Source organism: Desulfurobacterium crinifex (assembly GCF_054656775.1).
Map to the genome: position 1 here is coordinate 247,595 of NZ_BAAHXO010000004.1, position 16,080 is coordinate 263,674.

Consider the following 16,080-nt stretch of genomic DNA (forward strand, 5'->3'; position numbering starts at 1 on the left):
CTAATTTTCCTTCCTTTTCCCCTCTATCTTTTTATCCACTATGGTTAGAAAAAATCTTGAAAACCAGAAAAAGCTTATTGAGAAACTTGGAATTATTCCGGTTCCTCCAGTTCTGGGAAAAGTGGAAAGAGTCTACACCTCTGCCGGCAAATCCTCTTTTCTTAACTGCTTCTATTCAGCTGACGTCAGATTAATTGAGCTTAAAGAAAATGGAGAGTTTGCAGATTCAGACCTTGTTATCCCTGACGTTCCAATTCTTGCAATTGGAATAGGAAACAATAGAGGAATCTTCTTTCTTCCAGAAAGGGGAACTATCTGTAAGGTTTCTTTTCTTTATGGAGAACTTTCCTACCCTGTAATAGACGGATTTCTTCCATACTTTAAGTCTATTCCTGATCATCCATCAAACGATATGGTCGAAATAATTCCCAATCTCTGGAAGGGGAAATACAACAAGGTTGAGCTTACAGCTCCAGCAGGATTCTACTTTTATGGAGATTTGTTTGTTGAGGGAAACATTAAAGCAAGCAAGGATATTTCTGACTGGAATGGAAAGAAGGGTTCTCTCAGAACCCTTCGGGAGACTTACAACATCCACATCCACACAGGAGATGACGGTGGAAGTACAAGTCAGCCTCACCAAATAGTGGGGGAAGAATAAAATGCCAGCTGATTTCGGTATTGACATTTTTTGTCAAAACGGGGATTTTCAGGTTTTGCCTTCTGGGGACCTGACGCTGGTTTCCGACCTTTACTGCCTGGCTCAGGACATTATTAACAGGCTTAAAACGGTGAAAGGTTCTCATTTCGCCCATCCCGATTATGGCATTGATCTATACCGTTTCATTAAACGCCAGTGGGATCCTATTACAGAGCTTGACCTTTTATCAGCTATAGAAGACGAGGTTGAAAAAGACCCAAGAGTTCTGGAAGCAAAGGCAACAAGAAAAGATTTAACACTTCGCTCTATAAAAATTCTTCTTACCGTTACACCTGTTGGATTCAATAACCCTTTTAATCTCATCATTTCTGTTGACAGAAATACCGGCGAAGTGGTTGCAAGAGTGGTAAACACAAGAGAGGGCTAAGCTATGGTTGATTATGACGTTCTCCTTCAAGCTATTACTGATTACCCTACTTTCGAAGAACTTCTTACAGAAAGCATTGCAATTTCAAGACAGAAGAATCCCAAAATCACAAACTACAACGTAGGTGGTATCTATAGAACACTTCTTGAAGTAAATTCTGAGCTTATTAAGCAACTTTATGACCTGCTCAAAGAACACATTGTTCCTAATCTTTTTGTTGTTACTGCACGGGGCAGCTGGCTGGATCTACATGCTGCAGGCTTGGGAATAGAAAGGAAACCAGCCAAAAAAGCCGTGGGCTACGTTCTATTCAGAAGAGAAGATACTTCTGGAAACGTCTTAATACCAAAGGGGACCATCATCAAAACTCCACCTAATATCTTCGGGGAAGAACTCCGTTACATAACCATAGAAGAGAAAGTCCTCCAGGATGGTCAATCTGAAATTGCAGTTAAAGTTGAGTCCGAAGAAACAGGTGCAAAATACAATGTCGGCGAAGGCATGATTTCCATACTCACCACTTACATACCCGGTATAGATTCCGTTTACAATTCTCCAGATTGGCTGATAGAGGAAGGAACGGATCAGGAAGACGATGAATCTTTACGCCAGAGGTGCATCTTAAGGTGGGCTACTTTGTCGCTGCAAATAGCAGATTATTATAAGTACTGGGCTTTATCCATTGATGGTGTAGTGGACGTTGAAATAGATGACCAGCATCCAAGAGGGCAGGGAACAGTTGACGTTTACATCGTCTCTACCGCCGGACTTCCAACAAGTGACCTGATAACAAAAGTTCAGGAGGTAATGAATCTCAAAAAGACTCCAGCAGCCGACGTCCTTGTTAAGGCTCCAACACCCAAAGCTATAGATATTGACGTAACCATTTACACTTACCCAGGTTTTACGGAAATAGACCTCATAAAAGCAGAAGCTGAAAGAAGAATAAACGCTCTCTTTGTATATAACGAAGAATACAAATCGGTAATCTTTGATTACGATAACCGTAGGTTCAGAATCTCTAAAGACGTAACGATTTCGAGCCTTATTTATCCTCTGATGGAAATTGCAGGAGTTTCAAAAGTTGAGATTAACTCTCCATCGGCGGACGTTCCTGTTGCAAAAGGTGAACTTCCAGTAATTAACTCTCTGAATATCACGGTAGTTGAAGGGACGGAATGATGTCAATGGAAGATGTGAAAGTTGTCAAGTTAATCTGCGAGACTGGAGAAGAAGCTATTCTTCCCGTAGAAATCGAAAATGGCATTGAAATCCAGAAAAACATTCGCTGGGACGATACGTCTGGCGACGGAAATTCGTCCCTCTCTCGTGAATATCAGGGTTATGAACCAGCGTCAATCACTATCAACTTTTCCCTTTACGATGATGAGGACTCAGGAGTAACAGCGATTGAAAAAGCAGAAAAACTTAACAAGCTCTTCACAAAGCTTGTTAACTCCCGTCCTGCAGTATGGAAAATTGTTGACGTTCACACCCGAGCAAGAGGAATAAAGCAGGTACAGGTCTCCTCTTTCAGAACGAGGGAAGTAGAGGATGGAATAGAGGCAGTTCTTGAGTTAATAGAATACATTCCTCCAGAATTAAATAAAGAGAAAAAAACAGCTCAGGCTGAAACCACAGCATCTCAGGATCAGAAAACAAAAACCTGCACAGAGCAAAACACCTCGGAATACTGCCGTGAGTTACTCGTGAAGTGGGAAAAAGAAAAGATGGAAGGGAAGACCCAGCTTTCTTTTGCTGAATGGGCAAAACAGAAACCCCTTCCACCTTCTGCCGATACTGATAACCCTGTTGTGAACGCCTGATTCTTTCACTCTGTCCCATCTGTCCTAATCAACTCTACTTTCCTGCCTTAATCTATCTCCATGAAACCTTCAGGAGAAGGAAATGGAAAACAGAACTCTTATTCTCCAGGCTTCTGCTTCAGGTTATGACTTAGTGGAAACAGATGATTACGTTGAAATCCCGGTCAGGGCTATCTCTTCTGGAATACAGATGACTCCTCTTGTTAATTACGAGCCTACAACCGTCGTTTTCTCTTCCCGGGCAGTTGAAAAAGCAGGGAAAACCCTTAAAGGGAAACCTGTCCTGCTTGAGCATTGGGAGAGTGTAGAAAACGTTGTTGGAGTAGTTTCAAAAACAGAAATCAAAGGAGACAAAGAAAAAGAAGTCATAGCATTCTTGAGGATTCCGAAACAGGGACAGGAAAAACTCATTGCTCTAATAAAAATGAAACCCACTCCAATTAAAGCAGTTTCTATTGGAGGATCAATCAAGGAATACACCGTTTCAGAAGGGGAGGAGAGGGTAATCACCATTGAAGATTTTGAAGCAGACGAAATCTCTCTCGTCTTTAGAGGTGCTCATCCAGATGCCAAAAGACTTGATGCTAAAAAACCTAATAATACGGAGGACAAGGTGGAAGAGAAGCTTAAAGCTTTACAGGCGCAGGTAGAAAAGCTTCAGGCAGAACTAAAACTCAAAGAAGGTGAAATCGAAAAACTTCAGGCTGAACTTAAAGCGAGAACAGAAGAAGTAGAGAAACTCAAAGCCGAAAAAGCAAAGCTTGAACTTGACCAGCTGAAAGCACAAAAACTTTCCGAAGTTCCAGAAGATGTAAGAGACATACTGAAGGCATCACTTGAAGTTGCAACGACGAAAGAGCAAATAGAAAAGCTTACAGCTACCTTTAAAGAAAATCTTCCAAAGCTAACTGCAGGGACGGGGACAATTAATCCGCCAACTGAGACAGAAACCAGGGAAAAAGACTCTCCATTCATGACTTACTAAACCCTGAAAGGAGGAATTGAAAATGCTTAGATACGAGCGGGACGATAGAGTAAGAATTACTAACACTGGAACTGACACTCTTGCGAAAGATACCCTCGTTAAGGTAGGTAACTGGGTAGGAGTCCCTTTTGAAGACATCCTGCCTGGAGAAGAAGGAATTCTAATGGTGAGAGGTGTCTTTGACGTTCCGGTAGCAGATTCATCCGTTGAAATTGCGAGTGGAACCGTTCTTCAGTATGCAGGAAATGGAAAAGTAAAGCCGTATGACGAATCTGACGACACCAATCCAAAAGTAGGGAAAGCCTTTAAAGCAAAGGCAAGTGGTGAAGAAACTGTTTACATAACCCTTATGCCCGAACTTTATTAACGGAGGTTATTGGAAATGCCGGGAATAATTGTCAAAGATCCAGAGAAGATTCATGCAAGCCAGATTCTTGATGATGGAAAACTGAGAAATGATTTTCTTTCTGCTGTCGATAAGTTCTTAAAAGCAGGTCTTTACGATGAAACCGGAACTCCTATTCCAAGAGAAAGAGGAGAGGAAATCCTCAAAGCAAAACTTCAAGCTGCTGCTTCCTATCCACCAGAAGCAATGAAACCTCCCAAGCCTGTAGTTGTGGATCTCGACAAGATACTCCCTGAAGTTGACGACCGCTGGATGCAGATATTTAGAACAGTAAATTCCGATTCCGAATTTGAAGAATACCAAGTAGGAAGTCAGGCTGTAACCTTCAAGGAACTCAAGCCTGGTGAAACGGTTGAATTCACTTACTTCACTAAAGGCAAAACAGTAGCACTTAAGAACCTTACCTATGCAGCAGGAATTAGACTCTACAGAAATTGGCTTGAAGACAATAAGTGGTGGAAAATAGAAGATGCCATCTGGAGAGCCAAAGTAGAAGCTGTTAACAACAAAGCGAAATTCATGTGGAATCTTTTGAAAAATACAAAGTATGAAGAGATAAGCTTCACAGATTCCTGGATAAAGACTCTAAATACTGCATGGGCAAAGCTTAGAAGAAACGTTGGAAGAGATTACCTCAAGAAACCAATTGCAGTCTGTGCTCCTGAAATTGCAGCTGCACTCTTACAGGCAAAGAAAGATTCTGCCGTTGCAGCTGAAAGAGGAGAAAGACTGACTTTTGATTTTGAGGTTATAGATACCGTTCACTATGATCCAACCGATCCAATCACTCTTACTCTTCCAAAGACTGATCAGTACTACCAGCACAGGCAGGGTCTGAGAGTTGATAGGGATTTCAACATTACAACGCAGTCTATAGACATCGTTTTCACTGAACGCTACAACGGAATCATTACAGATACAAGAACAGGAATTAAGATCAAGCTTCCTTAATAATTGAGGGCTTTTCGCCCTCTTTTCTTCAGGAGTGACCAGATGACTGATCCGAAAACAATTGCCCAGAAAGCCTTAATACGGCTTCCATTTGCATCCGAAGAAATCGCCATCGAGCTTGCGAGTGACTATGTTAATGAGCCAAATGAAAACATTGCTCTTTATAAACTTTGTATTGCTCTTATTGTGAGAGAAATTTCTTCCCTCCAGTCAGCAAGGATTGGAGACCTTGAGGCAAGAGAAACAGATAGACTCAACAGCTTAAAAGAAACGCTTTCCCATTATGAAAAACTTCTAAAACAAGAAGAATCAAAGATTAAGTTTGCTGGTGGCATTGTAAAACTTCCACCGGAGGAACCTGTTTATGATTAGCCCTGAAACCTTTGAAAAACTTTTTGAAAAATTTCCTTTTGAAAAAACAGAAATCGTTATCTTGAAATCCAGTGGGACATCTTTCACGACTGAAGGTTATTTACCTCTTCCATCCACAAAAGCTTCCACTGATGAATTAGGATTTATAGAAAAAAGCACCTCAACCGCTTTTCTTCCTGGAGAGATAGATATTGAAGTTGGGGACCAGCTTACTGCCTATGGAAGAACATTTAGAATAATCTCTCTGCAGGATTATATGATAGGAAGCAAAAGAGTAGCACTAAAGGTAGAACTGGAGCTTGTCGATGTCTGATGATAGGAAAAAGAAAAAACTTCACAGCAAACTTAAACGCCTTGCTCTTGAAGCAAGAAAGAGAATGCTCAAAGACGGCTTAGCTCTCGAAAAGGAAGTTATCAAACTTCTTCAGGAAACTCAAAAAGAAGTAGTTCATCTACTTGCCCAGGAGGATGATGAAGTTACACCTTATCAAGCCTGGAGACTCAATAAACTAAAAAAGGAAATAGACAAAATCATTTACGGTTCCAAAGAGCAAGAAGGCTTTAATAAAAAACTTAACAACCTCTTGAAAGAACAAATTCAAAAACAAAAAGCAAATGCTGAGAAACATACAGAAGAGCTTGCAAAATTAATCCAAAAAGAGTTCCCGGACGCCGTTCCGGTTGCAACTTCTCTTTTTAAGGTTCCCACAGAAACAGTAAAGTTTCTAACCACTTATGCTTTGACTTTTTCAGACAAGCTTTCCGACGATCTTATCAATGCCATCAAGAAAGAGCTTTCTCTTGGAATCTTACAGGGAGAGTCAATTCCAAAAATAGCAAGAAGAATCGCAAAACTTCCCTTACCCTCAAACAAAGTATTTAGAGATTCTTACAGTAGAGCAGTTGCCATAGCCAGGACAGAAACTGCCAGAGCTTACACTCAGAGTAATCTTGCTATCTGGCAGAAGATGGGAGTAACGGAAATCAAATGGCTGTGTGGTAAATCTCCCTGCCCTAAGTGCGAAGCCCGTTGTGAAAGAATCTTCAAAAGGGAAGTTGCCAATGACATTCCCATGCATCCGCACTGTACATGTGTTGCAGTTCCGGTAGCAACAAAAAACACGGATCTTGTTTCAAAAGAAGAAAGAGAATTCAGCAAAAGGAAGACCAGGGACATAAAAAAGTGTTCTACTATTTTCAGCATGGCAAGAAGGGAAACCCTGGAATGGCAGTCAGAAAAAGAGTTCGAAAAGAAGCTTCAAAAACACCTCTCAGAATTTTTCAAAGTTAAGTGGGAAAACCTAACAGAAGAAAGCAAGCAAAAGTACAAGAAGAAACTGCAAGAGCTTGTAAGAGATACAATTCTTAAAGCTTCAAGGGTTTTTTATTTTGACGACATAGAAGGTCCCGGAAAATACCTTTTTGTCAAATTCAAAACAGGCTCTCTTGCGATAATCGATGCGGAAACACTGAAAGTGAGAACATTCTTCAAACCAGGGGAAGAATTTGGTAGCACTCCAATGGAAAGGGTCTTAAATTATGTAAAAGAGCAGGAAGAAATGCTTAAAAGAGCTGGTAAATCTAAAGGAATTGAAAAGGAAGTTAGAAGGTTGGGTGATGGCAAAGGAAAACCTTAAAGAACTTGAAAGATATATTAACATTCTAATAGAGCAAGGATTTGACGATGACGAATTTCTTGCTACAGATGCTCCTGTCCTTGAGAGAGCCCTTAGTGTTTCCGTCCTTAAACCTAAAGTTGATGAATTCTTCAAGAAGCACTCTTCCGAAATAGAAAAACTTTACGGTAATCTGGAACTTTTTGCCAATTGTCTCCCTGATAGGTTTCAAAGTCTAAAGAAGTATTTATCCCGAGAAATGGAACAAAAACAAACCGCCTGATTTTCTGTCCCATCTGTCCTAATCAAATCCAAGCTCTATCCCTAATTTCCTCTAAAACCCTCTGGAGTTCAGTATGGGCTTTTTTGACATTTTCCGTTCACCCATTCGAAAAGTTGCCACCCTCATTGACAACTTTCTGTCTTCCACCGAGGATGATTTATCTCAACTTGATCCTGAAATCCTGAAAAAAGCTTATAGAGAAAACTTCTTTATCAAAGCGATTGTTAACATATCTGCAAGCTTTCTCTTCTCAGAACTTCCCTCTATCGAGGCAGAAGATGAAGAAGCTCAGGAGATACTCAACGAAATCTGGGCGGACAATCATGAACTTCTGATTTCAACAGCAAGAGATTCTTCACTTTGCGGGAACAGCTACATATTCGTTGGCTACAACAACGGCATTGATCTCATCTCTCTATTTCCAAGTAAAGTGTCCATAAAACCTAACCCTCTCGACCTCAGAAATTATGAAAAAGTTATCATAACCCACAGACTACCTCTTGAACTTGGTGGAGAGGAAATAAGACAGGAATTAACAAAAGATTGTATTAGACTTTTCAGAAACGGCAAACTTACAGAAATCCGTCCTAACCGCATCAAGGAAATTCCTATCGTTCATATTGCCTATGAAAGGTTTAATGGTGAACTTTACGGAACTGGCGATATAAATGAGGCTCTCTATAAGGTTATCAAAGCTTACGAAGACATTATTGAAGCTGCCAGGAAAAATATTAAGTACCACGGTACACCAATCCCTGTAATAGAAACAGAGGATACACAATCCCTTGAAAAACAAATCAAAGAAGGAAAATGGACTTCTCAGAAAGCTCTTGTTTTACCCTCAGGCAGCAAAGCCTATTTCCTTGAATCCCAAAGACCCTTTGGAGAACTCAAAGACTTTCTGCAAACTCTTTTTTACAACATAGTTGTCCTCTCCGAAACTCCAGAATTTCTATTCGGTTCTCATACTCCTTCATCCTGGGCAAGCGTAAAAGAACAGCTTCACCCAATAATCAGAAAAACCAAAAGACGTCAGTTAATCTGGAAGGAAGCTCTCCAGAAAGCTAACAGATTAATTCTTAAAACCCTTGAAGCTTATGAAGGTAAAAAGTTTTCTTCTTATAAAACGACTGTTCAATTTCCAGAGCCGAGCAAAAAAGACCTTGAGGCAGTTGTCAGGTCTGTTGCACAGCTTGTTGGAAGTGGAATCATTTCTCCAGAAGAGGGTAGAGAAGTCGTCAAGGATCTCCTACCTGAAATCGTTCAAGCTGAACAATCTGACTACAATCCGGACAAAAACTGGAATGAGAGTGAGAAATGAGTGGAACATTCGGGTTTGACAAACTTAACAACTGGATAAAGAAAAATCTTCAGGAATTTGAGCAACGCCGTCAGCAAGTTTTAAAAAATATGGCATCATTAGCTCAAAAAGTGGCAGTTGAAAATGCACCCCACGATACGGGAACTTTAAGAAGGTCTATTCAAATAGAGTATGGAAAAGGCTGGGCAGTTGTTGGCACCAATATTGAATACGCCCCAGCTCACGAATTTGGAGCAACAATTAAGCCCTTTAAAGCCAAATATCTGGCGATTCCTGTTTCCAAAAAAGTTAGAAAGAAAGTTGAAAAGTTTGGAAGTGTACGAGTTTACTTGGATGCTGCAAAGATGGATGGTTATTCTGTGTTTGTTAAAGATGGTGTAATCTACGTTCAAAAAGGCAAAGGCAAACCAAAACCTCAATTCAAGTTACGAAAGCAAGCAACAATCAAACCTAAGAGATTCTTTGAAAAAGCAAAAACAGAAGTTGCGAAAGAATTTCCTGGACATGTAATTAAGACCATAATCCGAGGTAAATAATGGATTGGACAGCTGACTGGTTTAAAGTTGGCGTAGTTCTTGAAGTTGTTGATAGGTTTACTTCTCCTCTTCAAAAGCTTCATATAGAAACTCAAAAAGCAAAGAAAGCTCTTGAAGATCTATGGGGAGCTTCCTACAAACTGGCAGAGCTGGGGAAACAGCTTGCCGTTATTGGTGGAACAATATCAGGAACCTTTGCTTTTCCAGTCTATGAAGCCATTAAGTATGAACAGGTTATGGCAGAATTTAACAAAGTCGTTGGAGCTTCAGAAAGAGAGCTCACAAGATATTCCACGGCTTTCATGAAACTCTCCACAGAGATACCTATCTCCCGGAATGAAATAGCGAGACTTTCAGCAAGCCTTGCTCAAATGGATTCCACTTTAAAAGGAAAACAGTTAATTGAATTTACCAAGATGGTTACTAAAGCAGCTTTTGCTTTTGACATGTTACCGGAAGAAGCAGGTAAAGCTTTTGGTCAAATTAAAAAAGCCTTTGGGATACCGACGATTAAACTACTAAAAGAAGTAGGAGATACTATCAATTATCTGTCCAACACGATGGGAGCTGAGGCAAGGGACATAATTGATATTCTTAAAAGAGTTGGTCCTGTAGCTCAGCAGTTTGGTCTAAGCGCCCGTTACGCAGCTGTTTTTGGTGCAGCGATGAAGGAAGCAGGTTATGCTTCCGAAGTAGTTGGAACAGCTTTAAGCATGTCTCTTCAAAGACTTCTATCAATGAATAAAGATATAATGGGTGTACTGGGAAAGCTTGGTATAACAAGACAAGAATTTTTGGAACTTCAAAAGGTTCATCCTGAACAGGCACTTGTAAGATTGTTTGAAGGTCTTAAAAAGTTATCCAGCACGGAGAGAATAAATGCGCTTGCAAAGCTGTTTGGAGCTGAACATGCAACAAAGATGGCAGTATTTGTGAATAATATTGATAGTCTCAAACAAAAATTAGCCGAAATATCTGGAAAGAAATACTTAGGCTCAATGGAACAGGAGTTTCAAGCTCTTTCAGAAACAACTGCTGCCCAGTTCCAAAAACTTAAAAATACTCTTTCTAACATAGCTACAACCATAGGTTCTGTTTTCCTTCCTCCTCTTAATGCTATTGCTTCTACATTTACTTACGTTCTTTCACCAATTGCAACTTTTATAAATCAGCATCAAACTCTTGCGAAAATAGTTTTCCTTCCTGTTGGAGCTTTTGGAGCTCTGACTCTCGCCGTTGGTGGGTTTCTGGCTGTTCTTGGACTCCTGGGAATGGGGATTGTAAAAGGAATAGCTTCGCTTGCAACTCTAAAAAAATCTCTAAAAGAAACTATCAATGTGCTGAAGTTTGGAACGGCTGTACAGCCGAACACCATGAATTATATTGTGCCGATGAGACAAACCGTTTCCTACAGAAGCATATTTAAATCCGTCTTTACGGAAATAAAAAGAACTGCTGTTTCTGCTTTTGAAGCAATTCGTACATTTTCTGTTTCAACAGCAAGGAGCTTAGTTACAGGTTTTGTTCCAGCATTGAGACTTGCAGCTTCGGTAATCAAAACAGCCACAATTCAAGCAATCCGGTTCACATTTACTCCAATAGGGGCAGTTGTCACAGCTATAGCATTTGGTGCCTACCTCATTTATAAAAACTGGGATAAAGTCAAGAAATCCTTCTCTGCCATCTGGCAATATTTGTACTTGGACAGGATTAAAGCTTTCTTCATGGGATTTAAGGAAGGTTTTTCCTACATCAAGCAGGCTCTTCAGCCTATAAAAGAGGCTTTCGCTAATCTTGGACGGGCTATATCTCCACTGATTAATGCAGTAGGCAGACTATTCGGATTGGATGTTAAACCGAACAATAATGCTTTTCTAACATTTGCAAGATTGGGACTTCAAGCCGCAAAAGGTATAGCCTGGATAATAGGTAAAATTGCCAGTGGTCTTGCGTTCTTCATCAATTTAACAGCTTCTGCTGTTGGTCTTGTAACCAAATATTGGGGAACTCTCCTGAAAGTTTACCTATGGATTAATCCAACAACATTTCCAATCATGGCATTTAAGAAACTATACGACTTTATTAAATCCATAAATCTTTTTAAAGCAGGAAAAAGAATCCTGGAGACTCTAACAGAAGGAATTAAATCTACCCTTATGAAACCGGTCAATGCTGTAAAAGAGGTAGTAAGAAAAATCAGGAACTTCCTTCCCTTTTCACCTGCAAAAGAAGGACCACTATCAGATCTTCACAGAACAGGACTGGCATTTGTGAAAACATTTGCCGAAGGGATAAAAGGAGATCCTCTAATCTACAAAGTGAATACAGTGGTAGGGAAACTGAAATCTATCTTCAGCTCTTTTTCTCCTACGCATATATTTTCTTTAGTCCCTAAACTTTTACCCTTCAAGATTCCAGATTTAAAACAGATTTTAAGAGTTATCCCAACTATACAAGCATTTAAGATTCCTTCTCTTCCGAGATTAACACATACACTTTCTATAATTCCAAAAGTTTTATCTTTTGGACTTCCGAAGCTCAATCAAGTCTTGAATATAATTCCCAACCTCCAAGCCTTTAGGCTTCCTAAACTGAAGCAGGAGTTTCCTTTAGTTCCTAAACTTTTACCTTTTAAATTTCCACAGATAACAGGTATCTTTCCACAGAGACTGCTTCCTGAAATAGAGTTTCCTCGTTTACCTGAGGTTGAATACTCCAGGGCTACAATTCAAAAGACAGAAAAGAGAAGTGTTAACACTGTCTATATCCGACAAATAGTCATTCACACTAATACTCCAATTTCAAATGCCAGGAAATTAGGAAAAGAAATTGCTGAAGGAATAGAAGCTAACTTACCTAATATTTCATTTTCTGAGTTTGTAGAGGGTATATAAGAATATTATGAAAGGTAGCAACCCGATGGATACAACAAAAGATGAAACACTATACAAGAAAAATGGAACACCATGCAGAAAAAATGGAACGCCCCACTTTCATCATACACTAATATTCTCTGTCCCAGAATATCCCGCCAAATCCCTGTAAGTCCCGTTATTTATCACGTCCCTGTTCCAAATTTTTTTGTTTTTACACGGTGTTCCATATTTTTTCAAAATATCCCAGATTTATGGTTAATTATTTGAATACTGGAGTGAGCTTACACATACAATTAGGGTGAGCAGGACACATCGGCAATCTATCTGCAGGAAAGACTCCTTTCCCAAGACCAAAATCAACCGAAGCATATTTATCGCAGATGTCTGTTATTTTGTGAGCTGGATTTAGATTCCACTTGAATCCTACTACAAAGGGATTGTCTTTGTAAGCCTCCACTACTGCTGTGTTAAGTATCCTTGCCGTTTCTGTTCTGGCTATCCTTTTAAGGTTATAGAGTTGCTTGTTATACATGTACCAGTGAACTGCTTCATCAACTGCCCTTGTTGAGGCTTCTTCTACAGCTCTTGTAAGTTCTCTTAAAAGTGTTTTGTGAGCGTGCAATACACCAGTCTCTTTTCTTTGTTCAATGTAGCGTTCGTATTGTTTTAAGATGGAATTCCACTTTTTCTTTGAGATTTCTCCCTTTATCATAGCTTTAGCATTCTGGCGAAGCTTTTCTATGAGTTTTATTTCTTCTTTCGTTAGCTTTGCAAACTTTCTGCCAAGCTTCTTTTCCATGTGGTACTGAATTTTATAAGCAGTCTGGACAGCTGACCGTCTTAGGTGAAGTTGCTGTTTGAGAACCTGGAAGAATTCTTTTTTTGCTTCTTCTTTTCTTTTCCAGAGTCTTTCTGAAAGGTTAAGCCCATCAGGGTAAAGAAAGTTGAAAAGTCTATCAAGAAGTTTTTGTCTGAAGGCATTGTTGTCAACTTCTCCTGGAAGAGGTAGTTTCTCAACTGTAAGGTTTTTAAGGAAGGTTTCTATGAAGCGGTAGTTTTCTTCTATTATTTCATAAATCATCTTCAGGAGCTTTCTGTCTATTACGTAGTCTTTAGCGGAAAGATAAGCAATTATTTCTTCTACGAGTTTTTCTTGATCTTTTGATAAACGGTCAAGGTTTTCTTCAAGGTAATTAAGGACTTCTTGTCTTGCTCTTTCTAACTGTTCCATCCTTCAGCTCTCAGTTTCAGCTCGTAGTCCTCACTTGAGTCTATGGCGTTTTCTATCTGATCAAGTTCTTTTTCATCTTTAAATGGGTTTAAAATAAACCTTGCTGTAAGTTTCATAAGTTCGTTGTGAAGTATTGGCGGCAAGTCAGGTCTGTCAAGGACTGTAAGAACGTTGTTTATGAACTGTTCAGCGTCGAGAATTGTAAACTGTTTGGAGTATTCAATATAGCCTTTGAATTCTTCGTCAAGCCACTTTCCTACAAGTTCTGCGATTCTGTACTCACAAGCTTCTAAGGCATTAGCAAAGTTCACAAGCATTGTAGTGAACTCAAGGTAATCGTACTGTTTGGCAAGTCCAGATTCAGCTTTTGAATTTGCAAAGTCAAGGTTCACTTCTTTAAAGATTTGTCTTATAAGGACTTCCATGTAAGAGAGGTAAACTTCCGCAGGTTCAGAAGGTGGAGCTATGAATTCGGGTTTTGCTCCAGCTTCTGCGTTATAGAGGAGTCCGTTGTTTGTGGAAAGGGAAAGTCCCTGATTTCTGAGAGCTTCTACTGAAGAATCATCTTTTATAGGGAAGGTAAGAATAGGAAAGGTGTTGTCTCTCAAAATTGTTCTTAATTCACTAACGACATTGTAAAAGTCTTTCTGGAGTCTTGCTATTTCAAGGATGAAAGGAGTGGAGAGAACTTCGTCGTCTTCAAGCTGGGTAACAGAGAAAGGAATTACAGGAACCACTCCAAGTTTATGCTCTCCAGAGTCTCTTATTTTTGAAAATTGGTCATCGTCTGCTATAAACCATTCATTTTCGGTGTACTTACGGTAGATAAAGTTCTGAGGATTTTCGGGATTGACTTCTTTAAATACGATGTATGTAAGATTTCCAAACTCATCTATTGAGTAGTCGTGTAGTTGTGTTGGCTTTCTGAAAGTAATGTATGGAAAAACTTTGAGCTCTTTTTCTTCTAATGCTGTTTTTACGGAGATTCTTGGTTTATCAACAATTGTGAAGATTACTCCGTTAATAAGGGTAAGTTTAAGGAGTTGGTTCATTTTGTCATCTATATAAGTTCCCCGCCGATCTGTGTTGTTCATAAAGGTTTCATACCATGGAGAATCTTCTATTTTTCTGACAGGAGATTTTTTGAAAACGTGTCCAACTATTGAGTTGACGATTTTCTTGCAGAAGTTGAAAAAAGGAGTGTATTCTTTGCGGTTCTTGAACTTTTCATCGCTTTCGTTGGGAAATTTAACGAGGTATTTTCCGTCAAGGTATCCACCTCTTCCTGTGTAGGAATCTTTGAGAAACTGGTAGTCAAGGTCAAAGTTTATAGCCATGGGATTTTTACCCCCTTGAAGATGAAGTTAAAGGTTTTTTGACCTGCAGCGTAAACGGCTAATGCTAAGCTCCAGAACCTATCGGCGTGGCTTTCTTTCGTAGAACCTTCATACCTTATGTTGCCTGCATCAGTTACAGTTTTCCTAACGGAGTGCAGGTCTTCCCTCAAGTCGGGATCTGATGGAATTCGTATTAGCCTGTCCTGGAATTTCACACGGAGCTTTTCCGCAAGTTCTTCCTTTGTTTTGGCTGAAAAGTGGACAGGAAGGATTTTTGAGCCTCTTTTCTCTTTCAGTTCTTCTGCAAGTTGCATTCCAATTCCTGTTTCGTCTATTGCCAATTTACGGCAGTAGTAAGCGTAATGGTCAATTATTTCAAGCTGTTTTCTGAAAGGGGTCTTTTTTAGCTCTTCTATTCTCCTTAAATAGAGAACGTCTCCGAGCTTTTCAAGTAAAGTGATAACTGTCAGGTCTTTTCTCCTTCCGACGTCAACCCCGCAGTATAGGTCTCCTTTGAGCTTTCTTATGTCTTTTGCAAGGATTTCTTCTTTTGGCATTTCACACTTTTGAATTAATTCGTAAGGAAGGACTGCATCGGCTTCATCTATGAATTCAACAAGGTATTCCGTTTTCCATGCATCTTCGTTTTTTATGCCTGCTCGGAGTTCCTCTATGTCAACGGAAAGCCCTTTTTCCACTGCCTCAAAAATGTTCAGGGAGTATCTGAACCACTTGGGATTGTTCTCACTTATGCTCCACAGGTAATAGAAAAGGTCGTTTTTACCAAAAGGGGTGGATATGGCTATCAGTTTGTAGTCCTTTTTTCTGGTAATGATGGGGAAAACAGCTCTGTAAACTTCCTGCCAGTCTCTAAAGAAAGCAACTTCATCCATTATGACATCACCGGAGAAACCTCTGATACCGTCAGGGTTGGCAGGAAGGGCTATTATCTGACTTCCGTTTGGAAAGTTGACCTCTAACTTTTTAAGTTCTGCATTTTCAAAAAACTTAACTCCCGTTAACTTCATTGCTTTTACGTGGAGTTTTACTTTGTCAACAAATAGCTTTGACTGTCTTTCTGTTGGAGAGACTACAACTATTGTGTGATTCGGCTTTGTAGCTGCTCTTTTTGTTGCCCAGTAGGAAACTACGAAGGACTTTCCTGTCTGTCTTGCCATTTTCGCCACACTGAATTTGTGGGAATCAATTCCTTTAACTATTTCAACCTGATACGGCAGGAGAATTGCCATCT

The 16,080-nt window shown here is 39.7% G+C and carries 17 protein-coding genes; 14 read left to right on the forward strand and 3 right to left on the reverse strand.

All coding sequences use genetic code 11. From position 1 onward, the window contains the following. Nucleotides 1-40 precede the first annotated feature (40 nt). From ACYQ3A_RS03200 to ACYQ3A_RS03265, 14 genes are all read left to right on the forward strand, one after another. Nucleotides 41-661 (forward strand): hypothetical protein, encoded by a 621-nt coding sequence (locus ACYQ3A_RS03200; protein WP_459895593.1) that lies wholly within the window; start codon nt 41-43, stop codon nt 659-661. 1 nt (nt 662) lies between these two features. Further along, a complete protein-coding gene (locus ACYQ3A_RS03205; protein WP_459895594.1) occupies nt 663-1,088 on the forward strand; it encodes a hypothetical protein in 426 nt (141 codons plus the stop codon). 3 nt (nt 1,089-1,091) lie between these two features. Then, complete coding sequence (locus ACYQ3A_RS03210; protein ID WP_459895595.1) at nt 1,092-2,270, forward strand: baseplate J/gp47 family protein; 1,179 nt, start codon at nt 1,092-1,094, stop codon at nt 2,268-2,270. Beyond that, nucleotides 2,267-2,914: a hypothetical protein gene (locus ACYQ3A_RS03215; RefSeq protein ID WP_459895597.1), complete on the forward strand. Its 648-nt coding sequence runs from the start codon at nt 2,267-2,269 to the stop codon at nt 2,912-2,914. Before ACYQ3A_RS03210 ends, ACYQ3A_RS03215 begins: the two co-directional genes overlap by 4 nt. 82 nt (nt 2,915-2,996) lie before the next feature. Next, nucleotides 2,997-3,899: an HK97 family phage prohead protease gene (locus ACYQ3A_RS03220; protein ID WP_459895599.1), complete on the forward strand. Its 903-nt coding sequence runs from the start codon at nt 2,997-2,999 to the stop codon at nt 3,897-3,899. A 22-nt stretch (nt 3,900-3,921) separates the two neighbouring features. Continuing rightward, entirely contained in the window at nt 3,922-4,266 is a 345-nt protein-coding gene (locus ACYQ3A_RS03225; RefSeq protein ID WP_459895601.1) for a DUF2190 family protein, read from the forward strand. Between the two features lie 15 nt (nt 4,267-4,281). Then, a complete protein-coding gene (locus tag ACYQ3A_RS03230) occupies nt 4,282-5,256 on the forward strand; it encodes a hypothetical protein (RefSeq protein ID WP_459895602.1) in 975 nt (324 codons plus the stop codon). A 42-nt stretch (nt 5,257-5,298) separates the two neighbouring features. Continuing rightward, the gene (locus tag ACYQ3A_RS03235; protein ID WP_459895604.1) at nt 5,299-5,628 is read left to right on the forward strand and encodes a hypothetical protein; all 330 of its coding nucleotides are present in this window, start codon (nt 5,299-5,301) and stop codon (nt 5,626-5,628) included. Beyond that, on the forward strand, nt 5,621-5,941 hold the full coding sequence (locus ACYQ3A_RS03240) for a hypothetical protein (protein WP_459895605.1): 321 nt from the start codon (nt 5,621-5,623) through the stop codon (nt 5,939-5,941). The genes ACYQ3A_RS03235 and ACYQ3A_RS03240 overlap by 8 nt, the downstream gene beginning before the upstream one ends. Continuing rightward, nucleotides 5,934-7,265, forward strand: coding sequence for a hypothetical protein (locus ACYQ3A_RS03245; protein WP_459895606.1), 1,332 nt, complete (start codon nt 5,934-5,936; stop codon nt 7,263-7,265). The genes ACYQ3A_RS03240 and ACYQ3A_RS03245 overlap by 8 nt, the downstream gene beginning before the upstream one ends. After that, nucleotides 7,246-7,527 (forward strand): hypothetical protein, encoded by a 282-nt coding sequence (locus ACYQ3A_RS03250; protein ID WP_459895607.1) that lies wholly within the window; start codon nt 7,246-7,248, stop codon nt 7,525-7,527. The genes ACYQ3A_RS03245 and ACYQ3A_RS03250 overlap by 20 nt, the downstream gene beginning before the upstream one ends. A 73-nt stretch (nt 7,528-7,600) precedes the next feature. Then, nucleotides 7,601-8,848 carry a phage portal protein gene (locus tag ACYQ3A_RS03255; RefSeq protein WP_459895608.1) on the forward strand — a complete coding sequence of 416 codons (1,248 nt, stop codon included), beginning with the start codon at nt 7,601-7,603 and terminating at the stop codon, nt 8,846-8,848. Next, the gene (locus ACYQ3A_RS03260) at nt 8,845-9,384 is read left to right on the forward strand and encodes an HK97 gp10 family phage protein (RefSeq protein ID WP_459895610.1); all 540 of its coding nucleotides are present in this window, start codon (nt 8,845-8,847) and stop codon (nt 9,382-9,384) included. The genes ACYQ3A_RS03255 and ACYQ3A_RS03260 overlap by 4 nt, the downstream gene beginning before the upstream one ends. Beyond that, complete coding sequence (locus tag ACYQ3A_RS03265) at nt 9,384-12,278, forward strand: phage tail tape measure protein (RefSeq protein WP_459895612.1); 2,895 nt, start codon at nt 9,384-9,386, stop codon at nt 12,276-12,278. The genes ACYQ3A_RS03260 and ACYQ3A_RS03265 overlap by 1 nt, the downstream gene beginning before the upstream one ends. 241 nt (nt 12,279-12,519) lie before the next feature. Here the strand turns inward: ACYQ3A_RS03265 and ACYQ3A_RS03270 are convergent, their stop codons facing one another. The 3 genes from ACYQ3A_RS03270 to ACYQ3A_RS03280 are packed head-to-tail and all read right to left on the reverse strand — an operon-like array spanning nt 12,520 to nt 16,078. After that, on the reverse strand, nt 12,520-13,491 hold the full coding sequence (locus tag ACYQ3A_RS03270; RefSeq protein WP_459895614.1) for a structural protein: 972 nt from the start codon (nt 13,489-13,491) through the stop codon (nt 12,520-12,522). Beyond that, nucleotides 13,479-14,828: a phage portal protein gene (locus ACYQ3A_RS03275; protein ID WP_459895616.1), complete on the reverse strand. Its 1,350-nt coding sequence runs from the start codon at nt 14,826-14,828 to the stop codon at nt 13,479-13,481. Before ACYQ3A_RS03275 ends, ACYQ3A_RS03270 begins: the two co-directional genes overlap by 13 nt. Next, nucleotides 14,819-16,078: a terminase large subunit domain-containing protein gene (locus ACYQ3A_RS03280; protein WP_459895618.1), complete on the reverse strand. Its 1,260-nt coding sequence runs from the start codon at nt 16,076-16,078 to the stop codon at nt 14,819-14,821. Before ACYQ3A_RS03280 ends, ACYQ3A_RS03275 begins: the two co-directional genes overlap by 10 nt. Nucleotides 16,079-16,080: the final 2 nt, after the last annotated feature.